This window comes from Variovorax atrisoli 110B (assembly GCF_000382045.1).
Lineage (GTDB): Bacteria > Pseudomonadota > Gammaproteobacteria > Burkholderiales > Burkholderiaceae_C > Variovorax > Variovorax atrisoli.
In genome coordinates this window covers 82,700-101,862 of the sequence record NZ_KB907453.1, presented here as the reverse complement: position 1 = coordinate 101,862, position 19,163 = coordinate 82,700, and the positions used below count along the sequence as shown (strand labels likewise).

The following is a 19,163-nucleotide window of genomic DNA, read 5'->3' as shown; positions in this document are numbered from 1 at the left end:
GCGCTGACTCGTCAGTGCGCCTTGTCCCAGTTGGGACCGACGCCGATCTCGGCCAGCAGCGGCACCTTCAGCGAGGCGACGCCCGCCATGATGCGCGGGATCTCGGTGCGCACCCATTCGATCTCGGCCTCGGGCACCTCGAACACCAGTTCGTCGTGCACCTGCATGATCATCCGCGTGGCGCGCTTCTCCTCGTCAAGCACGTTCTGTACCTTGACCATGCTGAGCTTGATGAGGTCGGCCGCGGTGCCCTGCATCGGCGCGTTGATGGCCGCGCGCTCGGCGCCACCGCGGCGCGGGCCGTTGGGCGAATTGATCTCGGGCAGGTACAGGCGCCGGCCGAACACGGTCTCGACGTAGCCCTGCTCCTTGGCCAGCGCCTTGGTCTCGTCCATGTAGGCCTTCACGCCCGGATAGCGCGCGAAGTAGCGTTCGATGTAGGAGGCCGCAGCCTTGTTCTCGATGCCCAGGTTCTTGGCGAGCCCGAAGCTGCTCATGCCGTAGATCAGGCCGAAGTTGATGACCTTGGCGTAGCGGCGCTGTTCGCTCGACACCTGGTCGGGCGTGGAGCCGAACACCTCGGCGGCCGTCGCGCGGTGCACGTCGATGCCTTCGGTGAACGCACGCAGCAGCGATTCGTCGCCGCTGATGTGGGCCATGATGCGCAGCTCGATCTGCGAGTAGTCGGCGCTGGCGATCACGCTGCCCGCCGGCGCCACGAAGGCCTCGCGCACGCGCCGGCCTTCGGGCGTGCGGATCGGGATGTTCTGCAGGTTCGGGTCGTTGCTGCTCAGGCGGCCCGTGACGGCCACCGCCTGCGCATAGTGCGTGTGCACTCGGCCGGTACGCGGGTTGGCGAGCTGGCCGAGCTTGTCGGTGTAGGTGCCCTTGAGCTTGGAGAGGCTGCGGTGCTCGAGGATCTTGGCCGGCAGGGGGTAGTCTTCGGCCAGCTTTTCGAGCACCTCTTCGTCGGTGCTGGGCGCGCCGCTCGGCGTCTTCTTGACCACGGGCAGGCCCAGCTTGGTGAAGAAGATCTCCCCGATCTGCTTGGGCGAGCCGAGGTTGAAGGGCTGGCCCGCGATCTCGTAGGCCTCCTGCTCCAGCTCCATGATGCGCTTGCCGAGCTCGTGGCTCTGCGCGGCCAGCGTGGGTGCGTCGATCAGCACGCCGTTGCGTTCCACGCGGTAGAGCGCCTCGCTCGAATCCATCTCGAGCTGGTAGATGAAGCGCAGCTTTTCGTCGGCCTGCAGTCGCGGCCAGAGCGTGTTGTGCACGTCCAGCGTCTGGTCGCTGTCCTCGCACGAATACTCGGCGGCCTTGGCGATGTCGACCTGGCTGAACGGGATCTGGTGCGCGCCCTTGCCGCACAGGTCTTCGTACGAGATGCCGCTGCGGCCCAGGTGGCGCTCGGCGAGGCTCGAAAGGCCGTGCGGCTTGTGCACCTCGAGCACATAGCTCTGCAGCATGGTGTCGTGCGCGTAGCCCTGCACCTCGATGCCATGGTTGGCGAACACGTGCCGGTCGTACTTGATGTGCTGGCCGAGCTTCTTCTTCGCGCCGTTCTCCAGCCAGGGCCGGAGTTTCGCGAGCACCTCGTCGAAGGGCAGCTGCTGCGGCGCGTCGGGGTAGTTGTGCATCAGCGGGATGTACGCGGCCTCGCCCGGGGTGACGCTGAAGCTGATGCCGACGATCTGCGCGACCATCTCGTCGAGCGAGTTGGTCTCGGTGTCGATGGCGGCGAGATCCGCCGCCTCGAGCTTGGCGAGCCAGGCGTCGAGCTGCTCCCAGGTCGTGATGGTCTCGTACTTCAGGTTGCTCGCGGGAGAGGCGGCCTCCAGCGCCTGCATCTCGGAAGGCTCGTCGAACAGGCCGCCCTGGTCGGCATCGGCCTTGCCGGAAGCCGCCTTCTTCCTGAGGTTTTCCTCGATCAGCTCGGGCGGCACGGCCTGCGCCTCGAGCCCCTTGACCAGGCTCTTGAACCCGAACTTCTCGTAGAAGGGCTTCAGCTCGGCCGTCTGCGGTACGCCCACCGGCAGGCCTTCGAGCGAGGGCAGGCCCGTGACGTGGCCATCGAGGTCGCAGTCGGTGCGGATGGTCACCAGGCGCCGGCTCAGCGGCAGCTGCCCGAGGGCGTTGCGCAGGTTCTCGCCCGCGGCGCCCTTCACCTCGGCGGCGCGCTCGATCAGCGCGTCGAGCGAGCCGTATTCGAGCAGCCACTTGGCGGCCGTCTTGGGGCCGACCTTGGGCACGCCGGGCACGTTGTCGACCGAGTCGCCCACCAGCGTCTGGTAGTCGATCATCAGGCTGGGCGGCACGCCGAACTCGGCCGTGACGCCGGCCACGTCGCGCTTCTTGCCGTTCATCGTGTCGATGATGGTGATGTGCTCGTCGACCAACTGGCTCAGGTCCTTGTCGCCGCTGGAGACGATGACCTCGACGCCCTGCGAGGCGGCGATCCGGGCGAGCGTGCCGATGACGTCGTCGGCCTCCACGTCGGGCACGCTGAGCACGGGCCAGCCGAGCAGCTTCACCACTTCATGGATGGGTTCGATCTGGCTGCGCAGGTCGTCGGGCATGGGCGAGCGGTTGGCCTTGTACTCGGGGTACCAGTCGTCGCGGAAGGTCTTGCCGGGCGCGTCGAAGATGCAGGCGGCGTAGTCCGCGCGCACCTCGCGGCGCAGCGCGGTCATCATGTTGATCATTCCCCGGATGGCGCCGGTCGCCGGGCTCTTCGGGTCGCCTGGCACGGCCCGAAGGTCGGGCATGGCGTGGAAGGCGCGGTAGAGGTAGCTCGAGCCATCGACGAGCAGCAGCGTTTTCTTGTCGGTCATCGGGCCATTTTGCCGTGCCCGCGCCGGCGCCCCGAACCACGACGGCGTGAGGTGTCAACCGACGGTCCGCAAGCGGCTGCGAGCCTACAATGCTTGCATGCCTAGCTCCACACTCCTGGTCGCCCGCCGCATCCTGCTGGCGCTGGCCTTCGCAACCCCCTTTGCCGCCGTGCAGGCGCAGCAGGCCACGCCCGCCCCCGCGGCGGCTCCGGCCGAGGCGCTCCCAAATCAGGAGCAGGCCAAGGCCGAGGGCCGACGCAACCAGAAGGTGGAGAACATCCACACCGAGGACAGCGGAGCCTCGGTCGACGAAGTGCGCTACGGCGGCCGCACCCAGAGCATCAACGTCAAGCCCAAGTCGAACATGCCCGGCTACGAGGTGCTGCCGGCAGATGCCGCCACCGGCCGCCAGGGTTCGAGCGAAACCGGCGCCAACGGCCCCCGTGTCTGGAACGTGCTGAAGTTCTGACCGCAATGAGGCCTTCCGTTCTGGTTTTCGCGGCAGCAATGCGGCGCTGAGTACCGCCATGGCAGTTTTTACCGAAGTCGGCTTCGGCGAGGCCGACGCGCTCGTCCAGAGCCTGGGGCTGGGCCCGCTGCGCGAGCTGCGCGGCATCGAGGGCGGCATCGAGAACACCAACTACTTCGCGACCACCGAGTCCGGCGAGTTCGTGCTGACACTGTTCGAGCGCCTGAGCGCCGAGCAGCTGCCCTACTACCTTTGCCTGATGAAGCATCTGGCGGACGCCGGCCTGCCGGTACCTGCCCCGGTGGCGCAACCCGAGCCCGATACGGCAGGCAAGGTCCGCAAGGGACAGCCCACGCCCCCCGCCGAGGCCGCCGCGTCCTGCGACCTGCTGCATGTCGTCGCCGGCAAGCCGGCTGCGGTGGTGCAGAAGCTTTCGGGCCGCAGCGAGCTGGCCCCGACCGCGGCGCACTGCACCGAACTGGGCTCGATGCTGGCGCGCATGCATCTCGCGGGGCGCGACTACCCCCGCATCCAGCCGAACCTGCGCGGCCTGCCCTGGTGGAACGAGACGGTGCCGGTGGTGCTGCCGTACATCGAGGAATCACAGGCGAACCTGCTGCGCGCCGAGCTGGCCTACCAGAATCACATCGCAGAATCGTCGGCCTATGCGGCGCTGCCGCGCGGCCCGGTGCACGCCGACATGTTCCGCGACAACGTGATGTTCGCGACCGACGGCGAGCCCGGCGCCGCCCCGCGGCTGACGGGCGTGTTCGACTTCTACTTCGCCGGCACCGACACCTGGCTGTTCGACCTGGCCGTGTGCCTGAACGACTGGGCCATCGACCTGCCCACCGGCCGCCACGATCCCGAACGCGCCGATGCGCTGCTGTCGGCCTACGAGTCCGTGCGTGCGCTGAACGCGTCCGAGCGCGCCCTGCTGCCCGCGATGCTGCGCGCCGCGGCGCTGCGCTTCTGGATCTCGCGGCTCTGGGACTTCCATCTGCCTCGCGAGGCGAGCATGCTCAAGCCCCATGACCCCACGCACTTCGAGCGCGTGCTGCGTGAGCGCGCCACCCATCCGCATGCCATGGCGCAGGCCCTCGAGCCGCTGCTGGCTGCCTGACCTGCACACATGAAACTCAACCTCGTGCCGGCGCGAACCGGCGTGGAATGGGTCCGCCTAGGGCTCAAGAACTTCTGGCGGCAGCCGCTGGCCTTCGTGTCGCTGTTCCTGATGTTCATGGCGCTGATCTCGACGATCTCGCAGCTGCCGGTCATCGGCAGGTTCCTTCCCTTCGTGCTGCTGCCCTTCTCCACGCTGGGCTTCATGGTCGCGGCCTCGGTGGCCGACGCCTCCGCCAGCGACAAGGCTGCCGAAACGGACGGCACGCCCGGCCCGAGGAAGCCGACCGGCGCGCTCATGTTCCTGTCGGTGGCGCGGGCCATGCGGGCGGAATGGCGCTCGCTGGCAGTGCTCGGCGTGATCTCGGCGGTGTACTGCCTGCTGACGGTCTTCGTGACCGCGGTCGTCGATGGCGGCCAGTTCATGCGCAGCTACTTCGCCGGCGAGGCCCCTGCCAAGGAGGTAATGGAAAGCAGCCGCTTCCAGTTGGCCAACCTGCTGCAGATGTGCCTCACCCTGCCGCTGATTGCCGCCATCTGGCATGCGCCCGCGCTGGTTCACTGGCACCGCGTCGAGCCGGTGAAGAGCATCTTCTTCAGCCTGGTCGCGATGTTCCGCAACTTCGGCGCCTATGCGCTGTACTGGCTGGCGTGGTGCGGCGTGCTGCTGCTCGGCCTGCTGGCAGCGGCGCTGGTGGGCACCATCGTGATCGGCGTGGGCTCGCTGGGCTCCGACACCGGTGCGATGACGGCCGGCAACCTGCTGATGCTCGGCACCGTGCTGACGCTCGCGGCGATGACACAGGCGTCGAACTGGTTCACCTTCCGCGACACCTTCTACCCCGACTGATCGCCGCCTCCGCCGCGGCAGGCACGGCAGCTTGACTGCCGCCGTCCGCTATCCGTTGGACCGCCGGATCAGATCGGCGTGAGCTTGGCCACCGACAGCGCCAGCCACTTCACGCCGTGGCGCGCGAACTTGACCTGAGCGCGTGCATCGTCGCCGGTGCCCTCGAGTGCGGTCACGGTGCCTTCGCCGAACTTGTTGTGGAACACCTGCATGCCCGAGCGCAGGCCGTGCGAAGGCGCGGTCTTCTGCGGCGGCACGGGCGGACTGGCGAAGGTGTCCTTGTCGCGGCCTCCGCCCGAACTGCCGCCATAACCGCCACCGTATCCGCCTGAGCCGCCGCGGGTGCTGCCATACCCGCCGCCATAGCCGAAGGCCGAGGGCGCGAAGCCCTGGTTCTTGGGCGTGAGCCACTTGAGAGCGCCTTCGGGCAGCTCGTCGAAGAAGCGGCTCTTGACGTTGTAGCGGGTCTGGCCGTGCAGCATGCGGGTCTGCGAGTGGCTCAGGTACAGGCGCTTGCGGGCACGCGTGATCGCCACGTACATCAGCCGGCGCTCTTCCTCCAGCGCCTCGAAATCGCTCATCGAGTTCTCGTGGGGGAACAGGCCCTCTTCCATGCCGGTGATGAACACGCAGTCGAACTCCAGGCCCTTGGCGGCGTGCACGGTCATGAGCTGCACCGCATCCTGGCCCGCCTGTGCCTGGTTGTCGCCCGATTCGAGCGCGGCGTGCGTGAGGAAGGCGGCCAGCGGACTCAGCGTTTCGCCGGTCTCGGCGTCGGGCGCCAGGGGCTCGTCGAGCACCGGGCGGTTCGGGTCCAGGCCCTGGCTCGCGGGCGACTGGCGCAGTTCGTCCACCGGCAGCGCCACGGCGTCACGGCCGAAGCCTTCCTGCGTGACGAAGCTCTCGGCCGCGTTCACCAGTTCCTCCAGGTTCTCGATGCGGTCCGCGCCTTCGCGGTCGGCCCTGTAGTGCTCGACGAGCCCGCTGTGGTCGAGCACCAGTTCGATGATCTCGCGCAAGCTAGCGCCCTGGGTCTGCTCGCGCAGCACGTCGATCTTGGCGACGAAGCCCGTGAGGTTCGCACCCGCCTTGCCGCCGACCACACTCACGGCGTCGTGCAGCGAACGGTTGGCCGCGCGCGCGGCGTCCTGCAGGGTTTCGAGCGTGCGCGCGCCGATGCCGCGCGGCGGGAAGTTGACGACGCGCAGGAAGCTGGTGTCGTCGTCCTTGTTCTCCAGCAGGCGCAGGTAGGCCAGCGCATGCTTGATTTCGGCGCGCTCGAAGAAGCGAAGGCCGCCGTACACACGGTACGGCACCGAGGCGTTGAAGAGCGCGGTTTCGAGCACCCGGCTCTGCGCATTGCTGCGGTAGAGCACGGCCATTTCCTTGCGCTCGTAGCCGTCGCGCACCAGCTGGCGCATTTCCTCGACCATCCACTGCGCCTCCGCGAGGTCGGTGGGGGCCTCGTACACGCGCACGGGCTCGCCGGGGCCCTGGTCGGTGCGCAGGTTCTTGCCCAGCCGCTTCTTGTTGTGGCCGATGAGCTCGTTGGCGGAATCGAGGATGTTGCTGTAGCTGCGGTAGTTCTGCTCCAGCTTGATCTGGTGGCGCACGTCGAACTCGCGCACGAAGTCGGTCATGTTGCCCACGCGCGCACCGCGGAAGGCATAGATGCTCTGGTCGTCGTCGCCCACGGCGATCACGCTGTTGTGCTCGCCCGGGACGAAGCGGCCCTCGACGGTGTTGCCCGCAAGCATCTTGATCCACGCGTATTGCAGGCGGTTGGTGTCCTGGAACTCGTCGATCAGGATGTGGCGGAAGCGCCGCTGGTAGTGCTCGCGCACCGGTTCGTTGTCGCGAAGCAGCTCGTAGCTGCGAAGCATGAGCTCGCCGAAGTCGACCACGCCCTCGCGCTGGCACTGTTCTTCGTAGAGGCGGTAGAGCTCGACCTTCTTGCGGTCGTCGTCGTTGCGCACCTCGATGGCGTCGGGGCGCAGGCCGTCTTCCTTGGCGCCGGCGATGAACCACTGGGTCTGCTTGGCGGGGAAGCGTTCGTCGTCGACGTTGAACTGCTTCATCAGGCGCTTGATGGCCGAGAGCTGGTCCTGCGTGTCGAGGATCTGGAAGGTGGAAGGCAGGTTGGCGAGCTTCCAGTGCGCACGCAGCAGGCGGTTGCACAGGCCGTGGAAGGTGCCGATCCACATGCCGCGCACGTTGACGGGCAGCATCGCCGTCAGGCGCGTCATCATTTCCTTGGCGGCCTTGTTGGTGAAGGTCACGGCGAGGATGCCGCCGGCGGAGACCTGGCCCGTCTGCAGCAGCCAGGCGATGCGGGTGGTGAGCACGCGCGTCTTGCCGGAGCCGGCGCCTGCCAGGATGAGGGCGTTGCCTTCTGGCAACGTGACCGCGGCGAGTTGCTCCGCGTTCAGATTCTGGAGCAGCGGCAGCGCTGGGGGGTTGGCGTCGGCCGCGGGATCGTTAAACAACATCCTCCGATTGTAGAAACCACGGCGTATGCGGGTTATATGAAGAAGCGGAAGACCTGACTTCGCGAGTCCGCGTAAAATCAATCACCGGGCCCAAGTTTCTTGCGCCCGGTTTTTTGTGGGCGTTTCCTTTGCGAAACGTACTGCAGGAGCCGGCCGGACCAAGCGCTCATTCGTTCCTCTCAACGATTCCTTCCAGGAGCCTGGTCATGCAGATTTTCGATTACGACAACATCCTCCTCCTCCCGCGCAAGTGCCGCGTGGAGAGCCGTTCCGAGTGCGACACCAGCGTCACGCTGGGCGAGCGCTGCTTCCGCCTGCCGGTGGTTCCCGCCAACATGAAGACGGTGGTGGACGAGTCGATCTGCCTGTGGCTGGCACAGAACGGCTACTTCTACGTGATGCACCGCTTCGACCTCGACAACGTCAAGTTCGTCAAGGACATGCAGGGCAAGGGCGTGTTTGCCTCCATCTCGCTGGGCGTGAAGAAGGCGGACTACGACACCATCGACCAGCTGGTGGCCCAGGGCCTCGTGCCCGAGTACGTCACGATCGACATCGCGCACGGCCACGCAGACAGCGTGAAGAACATGATCGGCTACCTCAAGCAGAAGCTGCCGAAGACCTTCGTGATCGCCGGCAACGTCGGCACGCCCGAGGCGGTGATCGACCTCGAGAACTGGGGCGCCGACGCGACCAAGGTCGGCATCGGCCCGGGCAAGGTCTGCATCACCAAGCTCAAGACCGGCTTCGGCACGGGCGGCTGGCAGCTGTCGGCGCTCAAGTGGTGCGCCCGCGTGGCGACCAAGCCGATCATTGCCGACGGAGGCATCCGCGACCACGGCGACATCGCCAAGAGCGTGCGATTCGGCGCGTCGATGGTCATGATCGGCTCGCTGTTCGCGGGGCACGAGGAATCGCCCGGCAAGACCGTCGAGGTCGAAGGCAAGCTGTTCAAGGAGTACTACGGCTCGGCCAGCGACTTCAACAAGGGCGAATACAAGCACGTCGAGGGCAAGCGCATCCTCGAACCCATAAAGGGCAAGCTGGCCGATACGCTGATCGAGATGGAGCAGGACGTCCAGAGCTCGATCAGCTACGCGGGCGGCCGCGCGCTGATGGACATCCGCAAGGTCAACTACGTGACGCTCGGCGGCGACAACGCCGGCGAGCACCTGCTGATGTAACTGCCCCCGTCAGGCTTCCAGGAGCTGCACCGCGTGACGGTGCAGCGGATGCGCCGTATCGGCGAGCGCGTCCACCACGTCGAAGTGGTTGAGTCCTGGGAGCACTTCGCACACCGGCACGGTGTTGCGGCCCCACGCGTCGCGGATCATGGCGTTGTGGCGGATGAATTCCTCGCTTTCGCTGCCGCCGGCAACCGCATAGAGCTGGCCGCGCTTCGGCGCCGGCCACAAGGCAGGACTGGCGCGCAGTACGTCGGCGTCGGTCAGCTTGAGCGTGTTCTCGAGGAACGGCGTGCGCTGCAGCGGACGGAGATCGTAGAGGCCCGAGATCGACAGCGCATTGCGCACCAGATGCGCAGGCAGGTCGGGGGCGACTGCCTTCCAGTCGCAGGCCAGCAGCGCCGCCGCCATGTGCCCCCCCGCCGAGTGTCCCGCGACGGTGATCCGCGTCGGATCGCCGCCGTGATCAGCAATGTGGCGCCACGTCCATTCGAGCGCACGCACCATCTGCAGCATGATGCCGGGCACCGTGACCGGCCGCTCGGAAGTTCCGGGGCACAGCGCGTAGTTGGGCTGCACCACGCAGATGCCGCGATCGTTGAAAGCCGGGGCGATGAAGGAATGGTCTTTCTTGTCCATCGCGCGCCAGTAGCCGCCATGGATGAAAACCAGTACCGGCGCATCGGGCACCGGCGCGGGAAAGATGTCGAGCGTCTCGTTCACGCCCTGGCCGTAGGGCACGTCGATGCGGGCCGGAAGAGCTTCGCGCGCCGCAGCCGATTCCTTCGCCCAGCGCTCGAAATACGCGGGATGGTTCCTGACCCGCGCGAGGTTGTTGTACATGCCTTCCAGCCAGGCGGGGTCGAACGAGGCCATGCAGTCTTTGCTCCGTGTTTCACGAGGCGCGCATCTTGGCACGGCGGCATGCGCCAAAACGGGAGTTCTGGTTAAAATTCGCCTTGCGTTTGGGGGGGTAGCTCAGCTGGGAGAGCGCCGCGTTCGCAATGCGGAGGTCGGGAGTTCGATCCTCCTCCTCTCCACCAACCGACACCGAAAAGGCCTTGGCATCCGCCAGGGCCTTTTCTCTTTTGGCTCAGGTATCGAGCGTCAGATGCTGCCCATGCAGCGCTGCCGCGCCAGGCGACGCGAGGAAAGCGATGGTCTGCGCGGCGACCGATGTCGACACCCATTCGGCGGGGTTCGCATCGGGCATCGCCTGCCGGTTAGCGGGCGTATCGAGCACGCTGGGAGCCACGCTGTTGATGTTGACCCCATGCGGCGCCGCCTCGGCCGCCATGGCCTCCACCAGCCTTTGCAATGCGCTCTTCGATGCGACGTACGCAGCCATGGCCGGTACGCCGCGCGCCGCGACCTTCGCAGTGACGGCGATGACGCTGCCGGAGCGACGCTCGATCATCGAAGGCAGCACCGCCTGCGTCACGGCGACGAACGACCAGGCATTGAGATTCATCATGCGGTCCCAGCTTGCGCGGGAGAGCGCGTGAGTCGCCTCTCCCATCTCGAAGCCACCCGCGATGTGCACCAGCGTGTCGATGCGGCCGAAGGACTTGAGCACCTGCTCTGCAAGAGCGGCCATCTCGGTCGTGGAAGTCACGTCGCCGGACAGCAGCAGGTGCTGCGAATTGTCGAGCCCGGGAAACACCTCGGCCAGACGACCCGCGTGGTGATCGACCAGCGCAAGGCGCGCACCCTGGTCGATGAAGTGCTGGGCCACCGCGCGGCCGAGCGCGCCGGCAGCGCCGGTGATCAAGATATGTGGCGTGGTGCTGGCGTCGCTCATCGAAGTTCTCCTGGGTTGAGGGCCCCTGCCCCATCGGTGATGACGAATCCTAACGCTGCAAGTCACAAATTTTTTGGACAAGCTCGATTTATGGGATATACTCGTGGTCTTGCCAGAAAACACTAACGTTTTCAACGCAAGGGCTCTTAGCTCAGTTGGTAGAGCAGCGGACTCTTAATCCGTAGGTCGAGTGTTCGAGTCACTCAGGGCCCACCACCAACACCAAGAATAGCGCGGTCTCCGCGCTATTCTTTTGATTAAGCCTCCTCCGATCATTCCGAGGAGGCTTTTTCTTTGCCCGGCCGACATGCGGCTGGGTCACGAGCAAGACCCGGGCGCGCTTTACTGATGACGCGCGATCCACTCGTCGACGCAACGCTCCAGCAGATCTCCTCTTTCCACGACTTCGGCGGCCAAGTATTCGCGCGCGTGCGCCTGTGCCAGTTCACTCGACAGGAACCATTGCTCGCGGTCGGGATTTCCCTGCGGTGGGGGCGCTCCCCAGGCAGCTGTGCCCAGGTAGGCCTCTGTGACCGGCAGGCACCCGTCGGTCCTGCCGAGTTCCGAGAGCGCATCGCTCACGACGCCAAGGACGATGCGCACCTGCACCACGTCCTCGTCCGCCTCGATCGACGCGCCAAGCCCGCCCTCCTGATGCACCTGCCACAGCTGCGCTGCCGAAGCATTGCGCACCCAGCTCTCCAACGCTCGCTTCAAGCTTTCGAGAATGATTTCTTTGTTCATGAGGAAATATTTCACGATTTACTCCATCAGCTACATGCCGCTTGCCCCGGAGTTACAAGTGGCCTCCATGCGACGTGGCATCTTGCTCCTGCTGTCACGCATCGAACAAGAAAGACCCAGGGATAGCAACTTCGAAGCCGTCAAGGCTCGTTCGGCCCGCTCATGCGGGTATTTTTTTGCGCGATCTACGCCGGCTTCGACTCGCGCCGTCCAACGCCGACGAATGTGCCCGGCTCGGAGCCATGCTTTCGGGCGTAAGCTATATTGCCTCCCATGGAAAAGGCGTCCGACATAGGCAAACCCACCGTCCCCATCGACCTGATCGGGCCGGACCACTGGCCCCGTTCGAAGCGCGGCTCCAATCGAACGACACGAGTCGTCTTGGCGATCGTCGGTGGCCTGGCTGCCGCTGGGGTGATCGCCTATCGATTCTTCGGCATCGGGCGCTGACCAGCGGTCTTTCGCACGAACAAGAAAAGCCCGCCGTCCGAAGGACAGCGGGCTTTTTTCATGGGCGTGAGCCAGGAAGACCGTCATTGCTCCGCCTCTATTGCAGCCGCGAGCCCTTGGGCAACCGCTTCGCCAGCCACTCGTGCACGTCCGCGCGGATGTTGCGGCCTTCCAGCAGGAAGTTCTCGTAGCGGCTCGGCACATACGGCAGGTAGACCAGAGGCATGCCTGCTTCCTCCGGCGTGCGCGCAGCCTTGCGGTTGTTGCAGACCGCGCATGCGCTCACGAGGTTGGTCCAGGTCCACGGACCTCCGCGCGATTCGGGCAGCACGTGCTCGCACTGGAGGTCGCGCTCGTGGAAGACGCCTGCGCAGTAGGCACAGGTGTAGCGGTCGCGACGCAGCAGCTTGCTCTTGGTGACGCTCGGAATCACTTCGAAGAGGTTGATCTTCGATGCGCCGCGCAGCGCAATGATCGGCGCGACCTCGATGCGCGACTGCACGCCGCGCGCCACGTTGAATCCACCGCGCAGCGTGGCCAGCGGCTGGTCGCCGTCTTCCCAGGCGACCGAGCCGGTCGCGTAGTGCAACACCGCCTGCTCCAGCGAGATCCAGGCTTGCGGCGTGCCCTGAATATCGAGTTGCAGGACGTGAGGGTGCATGAATCGCCTCCTTTCGCGGCGAAGGTTGCAGGGTTGGTGAATGAAGGAACGAAGCCATGGGGTGCGCGAACGGAATCGAACCGTCGTTAGCGGGACCACAACCCGCGGCTCTGCCATTGAGCTACGCGCACCATGAAGAAGAAGCAGCGGATGCCTGTCGGCTCACCACTCGCCGACTGCGCGGACGCGCTGGTCGAGATCGAGTCCGTCGGGCTGCTGCGGCTCGCGCCCCGGCTGGCCCTCATCGCCACGGCGTGCTCCGGCGCTGAAACCGAAGCGCCGGGCAAGTGCCAGCATGGTGGTGCGTTCACGCGGCTGCGCCGGGCGCACGGTGATCATCCGGATCGGGGTGTTGCGCTTGCGCATGGTGACTACTCCCTGGTGATGTGACAGCGGAAAAGGAACGAAAAGAATCTGGCCCCACGTGCACGACTCGAACGTGCAACCCCTTGCTTCGTAGGCAAGTGCTCTGATCCATTGAGCTAACGCGGGCGGCAAGACAAAAAAGTGTCCGGTTACGAGTTCCGGCGCCGCTCAATCTTTGCGGCCGGTTTCCGCGGGAGGGCCATCTGCATGGCCCCGTCCCGCTCGGGTTCGGTCATGTGGTCGTTCGAGAAAACGGCGGTCCGCTTTCCATTTCGGTTGTGTCCTCACGCGACGGACAGCACGCTGGGCGCTGTCCCGTACGACGTCGCTGCACAGGAGTGATCAATTCCTGCACATCCCGCCAGACCGTCTACGCGGTGGGCTCTGGCGGTGTGGTGAAGGCACACCCGGAATGGCAAAACAAGAAACCGCACGACAAAACAAAAAGGCCCGGAACCTTGCGGTTTCCGGGCCTCTGAACGAGAGAGCTTGGAAGGTGTGCGCCTATGCGCAACCTCCACCCGGTAGCACCTGATCCTCGGTTTTTCCAAAACGCAGGCTGGCTGCGGCTTTCGTGGAATACACGTGGCTCTGGTGCTGGTTCGATCGGACCGACGGCATGCCGTCGAAACCACCGCACGCCCAGACGCGCACGAGCGATCGGCCCGATGCGGGACGAATGCTGGTGAGGATCAGTGCGGTGTTCACGATGGTTCCTGAGTCAAAAATTGCCGTTGTCGGCCGTTAGGGGTTGGAAAAAAGGTACGGCTTGGGGCCGCGATTGAAGGCAACTGTAAATAGTGTTTACGACGGCGTCAACAACCGGGACAATCTTTTTTTGTCTTGTTGTTGTTTTTGAACAGTGCCCAATATCACCGTCGCGCGCCGCCGCAATGCGCTTGCGCTGCACCGCCGCTTTCTCGAAGAGGCCGTTGCCGCAGGCTTGCCAGCCAAGGGGTTGGACCAGGCGTTCGCGAAGAAGATCGAGATTTCCCCCAGCATGTGGAGCCAGATCAAGAGCTCCCGTCCCATTGGCGACAACCTGGCCAGGCAGATCGAAAGGCACTGCGGCGTCGAGCTCGGCTGGCTCGACGAGGAAGACCGGCCCAGCGAAGTGCCGGACGCGGCGGAGGAGCGCTTCATCGCAGCGGCGCGTGAGGCATGGCGATCAGCCAATTCCAAGGGAAAGAAAGAGCTCAGTGGCTGGCTGAAGAAGCGCGCGCAGGATGCCGCAGCCGGCGGCGACCCCGCGGCCTGAAGAGGATTCAGCCCAGCGCGGGCGCGTTGCGCACGATGGCCGCACGCATGTCGCCCGGAATGGCGACGGCCCGATGGGTCTCCAGCGACGTGGTCACCAGTACCTGCTGCATCTGCATGCGCACTTCTCCGCTCACTGGCTCGAAGCAGCGCACCTGCAAGGTCAACGAACGGGAACCGAGGCGCTCTACGGCCAGCCCCAGCATCACCTGGTCGCCCATGCGGCTCACCGCTCGGAAGTCGACCTCGAGCTTCACCGTGGGCAGGCCGATGCGCCGCTGCGCCACCAGCCCGTGGTAGCTGAGGCCCAGGCCTTCGTTCACCCAGTCTTCGACGAGGCCGTTGAGCATCACGAAGTATTGCGGATAGAAGACGATGCCCGCCGGATCGCAGTCCGAGAAGCGGATCAGCCGCGGCCTGCAGAACTCGCTGCCCTCGGCCATGCTCAGCCCTCCTCGCTTGCCGGTTCGCCGCGCATTACGTGCACGCGCAGCAGGCCGAGCTGCATGTGCAGCTGCTTGACGGTCTTCATGTCGAGGCCCGAGAACATCTCGAGGATCCACTGCTCGTGCTCGCTCGCCATGGTCTCGAAGGTGCGGCGGCCGGTGGGCGTGAGGCTCACGATCCAGGCGCGGCGGTCGTCGGGGCTCGGCGCGCGGGCGACCATGCCTTCGCGCTCGAGTTCGTCCGTCAGGCCGGTGACATTGCCGCCGGTCACCATCAGGTAGCGCGACAGCACGCGCATCTTCAGCCCGTCCTTGTAGCGGTAGAGCTGCGCCATGTAGTCGAAGCGCGCCAGCGAGATGCCGAAACGCTCGCGCAGGCGGCGGCGGATCTCGGACTCGATCTGCGTGGTGCTGGCCAGCATGCGAAGCCACAGCTTGAGCACCGCGTGGTCGTCGTGGCCGGCGCGGGCCTCGTGGCCCAGTTCTTCCGCATCGCTCAGCACGGCATGCGAGGCGTCGTTGCGTGTGGTCATGTCACTTCTCCCCCTGAAACCGAGATCGACTGGCCGGTGACCGATGCAGCGCCCGCGCCGCACAGCCAGCGCACGGCATCGGCCACTTCGGCCGGCTGCACGATGCGCTTCTGCGGATTGACGCTGGAGAACTCCGCGAGCGCATCGGCCTCGCTGCGCCCGGTCTTGCCGACCACGTTGGCAACGCTGTTGCGCAGGATGTCGGTGTCGGTATAGCCCGGGCACACGGCATTCACCGTGATGCCCTTGCGCGCCACCTCCAGCGCCAGCGAGCGCGTGAGCCCGACCACGCCGTGCTTGGCCGCGGTGTAGGCCGCCACGTAGGCGTAGCCCTTCTGCCCCGCCGTGCTGGCGATGTTGACGATGCGCCCCCAGCCCGCGTCGAGCATGTCTGGCAGCGCCGCCTGCGCGCAGAGGAAGCTGCCCGTGAGGTTGACCGACAGCATCCGCTGCCAGAGCTCGAACGAGGTCTTGAGGAAAGGCGCGCTCTCCGCCGCCCCCGCGTTGTTGACGAGCACCGCCACGGGCCCGCGCGCCGCGCGTGCCTCAGCGAACGCCGCCTGCACGGCCTGCGGGTTCGCCACGTCCGCGGCGACGACGCCGTGCCCGCTGCCGGCGAGCGAATCCGCCACCCGCTGCAGCGCCTCGCGGTCACGACCCAGCAATGTCAGCGTGGCGCCTTCGGCAGCCAGGGTGCGGGCGATCTCCGCCCCGATGCCGCGCGCAGCGCCCGTGACGAGGGCGTGCCGGCCAGTCAGTGAATTTGATTGCATACCTGAATGATTTAGTTCTGAACCATTTTAACCGGATGGCCCGGCAAGCCTTGTCAGCGCATGAAACGGCCGCCGTTGAGGTCCAGCGTCGCGCCGGTCATGAAGGCCGCCGCAGGAGAAGCCAGGTAGATCACGGCCGCGGCCACTTCCTCGGCCAGTCCGAAGCGGCCGAGCGGGATGCCGGCCTGCAGCGCCTGCTGCCTCGCCGGCTCCATGGCATCGAGCGCGGGACTACGGATCGCCGCCGGCGCGAGCGCATTCACCGTCACGCCATGAGGCGCCAGCTCCTGCGCGAACGACCGCGTCAGCGCCAGCAGCCCGGCCTTGCTCGCCGCGTAGTGCACGCCCGTCGCGCGGCTCGCCTGCTGCCCAGCCATCGAACCGAGATTGACGATGCGCCCCTCGCCGCGCTCGCGCATGTGGCGCCCTGCGATGCGGCAGCCGAAGAAGCTGCCGCGCAGGTTGATGGCCAGCACGTCGTCCCACTCCTCGGGCGTGATGTCCCACAGCGAGGTCGATGGCGTACGCGCCGCGTTGTTGACCATGATGTCGACACAGCCGAAATGCGCCACGGCCCTGTCGAAGCACTCGCGGAATGCCGCTTCGTCGCGCACGTCGAGCCGCAGCGCGAGGCCGCCGATCCCGTCGGCCACGGCCACCGTCGACGACAGCTCGAGGTCGGCCAGCGCCACCCGTGCGCCCGCCTGTGCCAGCCCCTTCGCGATGGCCGCGCCCAGGCCCTGCCCCGCTCCCGTCACGAACGCCACACGCCCGGAAAGAGGAAGCTGCGGCGCCAGGCTCGCCATGCTCAGGCCTTCGCGGGCCGGCCGTCCCAGGTCTGCGGCCCCACGCCGCGTTCCCGCAGCTTGAACTTCTGGACCTTGCCGTTCTCGGTGCGCGGCAGGTCGGCCAGCACGTCGATGTAGCGCGGCACGGCGAAGTACGGCAGCCGGCCCTCGCAGAAGCGCGCGAGCTCGGCGGGGTCGATGGCCGCGCCTTCGCGGGCCACCAGCGCGGCCATCACCTCGTCCTCGGCGAGTTCGGAGCGCACGGGATACACCGCGCACGAAGCCACGCCTGGATGGCTCAGCACCACCTGCTCGACCTCGAACGAGGAGATGTTCTCCCCGCGCCGCCGGATCGCGTCCTTGATGCGGTCGACGAAGCGGAAGGCCCCGTCAGCATCGCGCACCACGCGGTCGCCGGTGTGGAACCAGAGGTTGCGCCAGGCCTCGACCGTCTTCTCCGGCATGTTGAAGTAGCCGCTCGCGAAGGCATGGGGTTCGTCGGCGCGCAGCAGCAGTTCGCCCGCCTCGCCGGCCGGCAGGGCCACGTCGTCCTCGTCGGCCACGCGCGCCTGGAAACCCGGGCGCAGCCAGCCCATCACGCCGCCGCGCGGCGAATCCGGTGCGGTGGCGATGGCGAAGTTGGTCTCGGTCGAGCCATAGCCCTCCAGCAGTGACACGCCCGTGCGCGCCTTGAACGCGGCTCCGGCGGCGGCCGGCACGCCGGGCCCCAGTCCGATGCGCACGCGGTGGTCGCGCTCCCCGGCACCTTCGGGCTGGGCCAGCAGGATCGGCACCATCGCGCCCAGCAGGTAGACCACAGTCGCCCCGCTCGCGCGCATCGTCGGCCAGAAGCCCGACGCCGAGAAGCGCGTCTCGAACACGACCTGCGAGCCCGTCAGAGCGGCCTGGGCGAAGGTGTTGAGCGCGTTGATGTGGAAGAGCGGCAGCGTGGTGCAAAGCACGTCGTCGGCGCCCACGCCGAGCACCTCCGCGCTGTTCACGCCCCACCAGAAATACTGTGCGTGCGGGCAGACCACGCCCTTGGCGGGCCCGGTCGTGCCCGAGGTGTAGAGGATCGCGAGTGCGTCGCCGGGCTGCACGGGTGCCGGCTCGACGGGTTCTCCATGCGCGGGATACGCCACGACGCGCACGCCCGCAGGCGCCTGCCAGGCACCCGAGGCGATCTCGCCGACGACCCAGATCTCCCGCAGCGCGGTACGCCCCAGGTCCGCCGCCGCGAGCCGTTCCAGGAAGGCGCCTTCGATCACCAGCAGCTTCGCCTCGCTGTTCGCGAGGAAGTATTCGATCTGCGGCCCCATCGACGCCGTATTGACCGGCACCGTCGACGCCCCCAGCCATCCCGCGCCCAGGAAGCTCTCGAGGAACTCGACGCGGTTGCCGCACATCACCGCGATGCGATCGCCGCGCACCACGCCGGCCGCCGCCAGCGCGCCGGCCCGCGCCGCCGCGACGCGGGCTGCATCGCGATGCGTCCACTCGCTCCGCGCGATCTTCAGCAGCGCGCGCGAGCCGAACAGCCCGGCCTGCCGCTGCAGCATTGCCGGCAGCGTGCGCTGCGCGGGCGGCACGGCGCGGGGTTCAGTCGTCATCGTGCGTGCCCCCGCCGAGGTAGGTCGCCTGCACCCGCGAGTCGCTCGCCAGTTCGGCGGAGGCCCCGGAGAGCGCGATCTCGCCCGTCTCCAGCACATAGCCGTGGTCGGAGCTTTCGAGCGCGGCGCGCGCGTTCTGCTCCACCAGCAGGATCGACACGCCATCCTCCCGCAGCTTGCGCACGATCGCCAGGATGTCGCGCACGATCAGCGGCGCCAGGCCGAGGCTGGGCTCGTCGAGCATCAGCAGGCGCGGCGCCGACATCAGCGCGCGGCCCACGGCCAGCATCTGGCGCTCGCCGCCCGAGAGCGTGTCGGCGCGCTGCGAGCGGCGTTCGGCCAGACGCGGAAAGCGGTCGTATACCGACTGCAGCCGCTTCTTCATCGCATCGCCGCGCAGCCGCTTGGCGAATGCGCCGAGCTGCAGGTTGTCGAGCACGGTGAGCTCGCCGAAGAGCTCGCGCTTCTCGGGCACGAGGCACAGGCCGCGCTCCACGCGCGCCTCCACGTCGAGCCCCTGCAGGTCCTCGCCCTCGAAGCGCAGCGTGCCCCTGCACGGCAGCAGGCCCATGGCGGCGGCCAGCAGCGTGGTCTTGCCCGCGCCGTTGGGGCCGATCACCGAGATGATCTGGCCCGGCTGAAGGTCGAGCGACACACCGCGTACCGCCTCCACCTGTCCATAGGAGACATGCAGGTCGCCGATCTCGAGCATCGCTGTCATACCGACACCCCCATGCTCGTCGCTTCGTGTACTTCACGCGCCCCCTGACGGGGGTCCGCGCCTTCGGG

Annotated in this window: 20 protein-coding genes and 4 tRNA genes; 9 read left to right on the top strand and 15 right to left on the bottom strand. The window is 66.9% G+C overall.

The features are described 5' to 3' along the window. Positions 1–11: 11 nt before the first annotated feature. Positions 12–2,831 (bottom strand): DNA polymerase I, encoded by a 2,820-nt coding sequence (gene polA, locus G369_RS0114340; protein WP_019654695.1) that lies wholly within the window; start codon positions 2,829–2,831, stop codon positions 12–14. A gap of 97 nt (positions 2,832–2,928) precedes the next feature. On the opposite strand from polA, the gene G369_RS0114335 reads away from it, so the two are divergent. The 3 genes from G369_RS0114335 to G369_RS0114325 are packed head-to-tail and all read left to right on the top strand — an operon-like array spanning position 2,929 to position 5,272. Beyond that, positions 2,929–3,300 carry a hypothetical protein gene (locus G369_RS0114335; RefSeq protein ID WP_019654694.1) on the top strand — a complete coding sequence of 124 codons (372 nt, stop codon included), beginning with the start codon at positions 2,929–2,931 and terminating at the stop codon, positions 3,298–3,300. Between the two features lie 58 nt (positions 3,301–3,358). After that, positions 3,359–4,423, top strand: a complete 1,065-nt coding sequence (locus G369_RS0114330) for a homoserine kinase (protein WP_019654693.1) — start codon at positions 3,359–3,361, stop codon at positions 4,421–4,423. 9 nt (positions 4,424–4,432) lie between these two features. Next, positions 4,433–5,272 carry a BPSS1780 family membrane protein gene (locus G369_RS0114325; RefSeq protein ID WP_019654692.1) on the top strand — a complete coding sequence of 280 codons (840 nt, stop codon included), beginning with the start codon at positions 4,433–4,435 and terminating at the stop codon, positions 5,270–5,272. 68 nt (positions 5,273–5,340) lie between these two features. On the opposite strand, the gene G369_RS0114320 is transcribed toward G369_RS0114325, so the two are convergent. After that, entirely contained in the window at positions 5,341–7,761 is a 2,421-nt protein-coding gene (locus tag G369_RS0114320; RefSeq protein WP_019654691.1) for a UvrD-helicase domain-containing protein, read from the bottom strand. 206 nt (positions 7,762–7,967) lie between these two features. On the opposite strand from G369_RS0114320, the gene G369_RS0114315 reads away from it, so the two are divergent. Further along, complete coding sequence (locus G369_RS0114315; RefSeq protein ID WP_019654690.1) at positions 7,968–8,945, top strand: GMP reductase; 978 nt, start codon at positions 7,968–7,970, stop codon at positions 8,943–8,945. Between the two features lie 9 nt (positions 8,946–8,954). Here the strand turns inward: G369_RS0114315 and G369_RS0114310 are convergent, their stop codons facing one another. After that, complete coding sequence (locus tag G369_RS0114310; protein ID WP_019654689.1) at positions 8,955–9,821, bottom strand: alpha/beta hydrolase; 867 nt, start codon at positions 9,819–9,821, stop codon at positions 8,955–8,957. A 91-nt stretch (positions 9,822–9,912) separates the two neighbouring features. Here G369_RS0114310 and G369_RS0114305 point away from each other — a divergent pair. Next, positions 9,913–9,988, top strand: a tRNA-Ala gene (locus G369_RS0114305). A 50-nt stretch (positions 9,989–10,038) separates the two neighbouring features. Here the strand turns inward: G369_RS0114305 and G369_RS0114300 are convergent. Beyond that, the gene (locus G369_RS0114300) at positions 10,039–10,746 is read right to left on the bottom strand and encodes an SDR family NAD(P)-dependent oxidoreductase (RefSeq protein WP_019654688.1); all 708 of its coding nucleotides are present in this window, start codon (positions 10,744–10,746) and stop codon (positions 10,039–10,041) included. A gap of 140 nt (positions 10,747–10,886) precedes the next feature. Between G369_RS0114300 and G369_RS0114295 the strand changes: the two genes are divergently transcribed. Next, a tRNA-Lys gene (locus G369_RS0114295) sits at positions 10,887–10,962 on the top strand. A 126-nt stretch (positions 10,963–11,088) separates the two neighbouring features. Here G369_RS0114295 and G369_RS0114290 read toward each other — a convergent pair. Continuing rightward, positions 11,089–11,505 (bottom strand): hypothetical protein, encoded by a 417-nt coding sequence (locus G369_RS0114290; protein WP_244164320.1) that lies wholly within the window; start codon positions 11,503–11,505, stop codon positions 11,089–11,091. A gap of 258 nt (positions 11,506–11,763) precedes the next feature. On the opposite strand from G369_RS0114290, the gene G369_RS38580 reads away from it, so the two are divergent. Then, the gene (locus G369_RS38580) at positions 11,764–11,940 is read left to right on the top strand and encodes a hypothetical protein (RefSeq protein ID WP_019654686.1); all 177 of its coding nucleotides are present in this window, start codon (positions 11,764–11,766) and stop codon (positions 11,938–11,940) included. A gap of 97 nt (positions 11,941–12,037) precedes the next feature. Here the strand turns inward: G369_RS38580 and G369_RS0114285 are convergent, their stop codons facing one another. Beyond that, entirely contained in the window at positions 12,038–12,601 is a 564-nt protein-coding gene (locus G369_RS0114285) for an HNH endonuclease (RefSeq protein ID WP_019654685.1), read from the bottom strand. 57 nt (positions 12,602–12,658) lie between these two features. Then, positions 12,659–12,732: transfer RNA gene (locus tag G369_RS0114280), tRNA-His, on the bottom strand. A gap of 1 nt (position 12,733) precedes the next feature. Between G369_RS0114280 and G369_RS38575 the strand changes: the two genes are divergently transcribed. Further along, a complete protein-coding gene (locus G369_RS38575) occupies positions 12,734–12,991 on the top strand; it encodes a hypothetical protein (RefSeq protein WP_157773696.1) in 258 nt (85 codons plus the stop codon). Positions 12,992–13,016: 25 nt separating this feature from the next. Here G369_RS38575 and G369_RS0114270 read toward each other — a convergent pair. Further along, positions 13,017–13,093, bottom strand: a tRNA-Arg gene (locus G369_RS0114270). Positions 13,094–13,471: 378 nt separating this feature from the next. After that, a complete protein-coding gene (locus G369_RS38570) occupies positions 13,472–13,675 on the bottom strand; it encodes a hypothetical protein (protein WP_126185418.1) in 204 nt (67 codons plus the stop codon). A 154-nt stretch (positions 13,676–13,829) separates the two neighbouring features. Here G369_RS38570 and G369_RS0114260 point away from each other — a divergent pair, with 154 nt between their 5' ends. Continuing rightward, positions 13,830–14,225: a hypothetical protein gene (locus G369_RS0114260; RefSeq protein ID WP_019654683.1), complete on the top strand. Its 396-nt coding sequence runs from the start codon at positions 13,830–13,832 to the stop codon at positions 14,223–14,225. Positions 14,226–14,232: 7 nt separating this feature from the next. Here the strand turns inward: G369_RS0114260 and G369_RS0114255 are convergent, their stop codons facing one another. Genes G369_RS0114255 through G369_RS0114230 form a run of 6 tightly spaced genes read right to left on the bottom strand, consistent with a single transcriptional unit; the run spans position 14,233 to position 19,095 of the window. Next, positions 14,233–14,667: an acyl-CoA thioesterase gene (locus tag G369_RS0114255; protein WP_019654682.1), complete on the bottom strand. Its 435-nt coding sequence runs from the start codon at positions 14,665–14,667 to the stop codon at positions 14,233–14,235. 2 nt (positions 14,668–14,669) lie between these two features. After that, a complete protein-coding gene (locus G369_RS0114250; RefSeq protein WP_019654681.1) occupies positions 14,670–15,203 on the bottom strand; it encodes a MarR family winged helix-turn-helix transcriptional regulator in 534 nt (177 codons plus the stop codon). Beyond that, positions 15,200–15,976, bottom strand: coding sequence for an SDR family NAD(P)-dependent oxidoreductase (locus G369_RS0114245; protein WP_019654680.1), 777 nt, complete (start codon positions 15,974–15,976; stop codon positions 15,200–15,202). The genes G369_RS0114250 and G369_RS0114245 overlap by 4 nt, the downstream gene beginning before the upstream one ends. A gap of 53 nt (positions 15,977–16,029) precedes the next feature. Beyond that, positions 16,030–16,782, bottom strand: coding sequence for an SDR family NAD(P)-dependent oxidoreductase (locus G369_RS0114240; protein WP_019654679.1), 753 nt, complete (start codon positions 16,780–16,782; stop codon positions 16,030–16,032). A gap of 2 nt (positions 16,783–16,784) precedes the next feature. After that, positions 16,785–18,374: an ATP-dependent acyl-CoA ligase gene (locus tag G369_RS0114235; RefSeq protein ID WP_019654678.1), complete on the bottom strand. Its 1,590-nt coding sequence runs from the start codon at positions 18,372–18,374 to the stop codon at positions 16,785–16,787. Beyond that, on the bottom strand, positions 18,364–19,095 hold the full coding sequence (locus G369_RS0114230; RefSeq protein ID WP_019654677.1) for an ABC transporter ATP-binding protein: 732 nt from the start codon (positions 19,093–19,095) through the stop codon (positions 18,364–18,366). The genes G369_RS0114235 and G369_RS0114230 overlap by 11 nt, the downstream gene beginning before the upstream one ends. Positions 19,096–19,163: the final 68 nt, after the last annotated feature.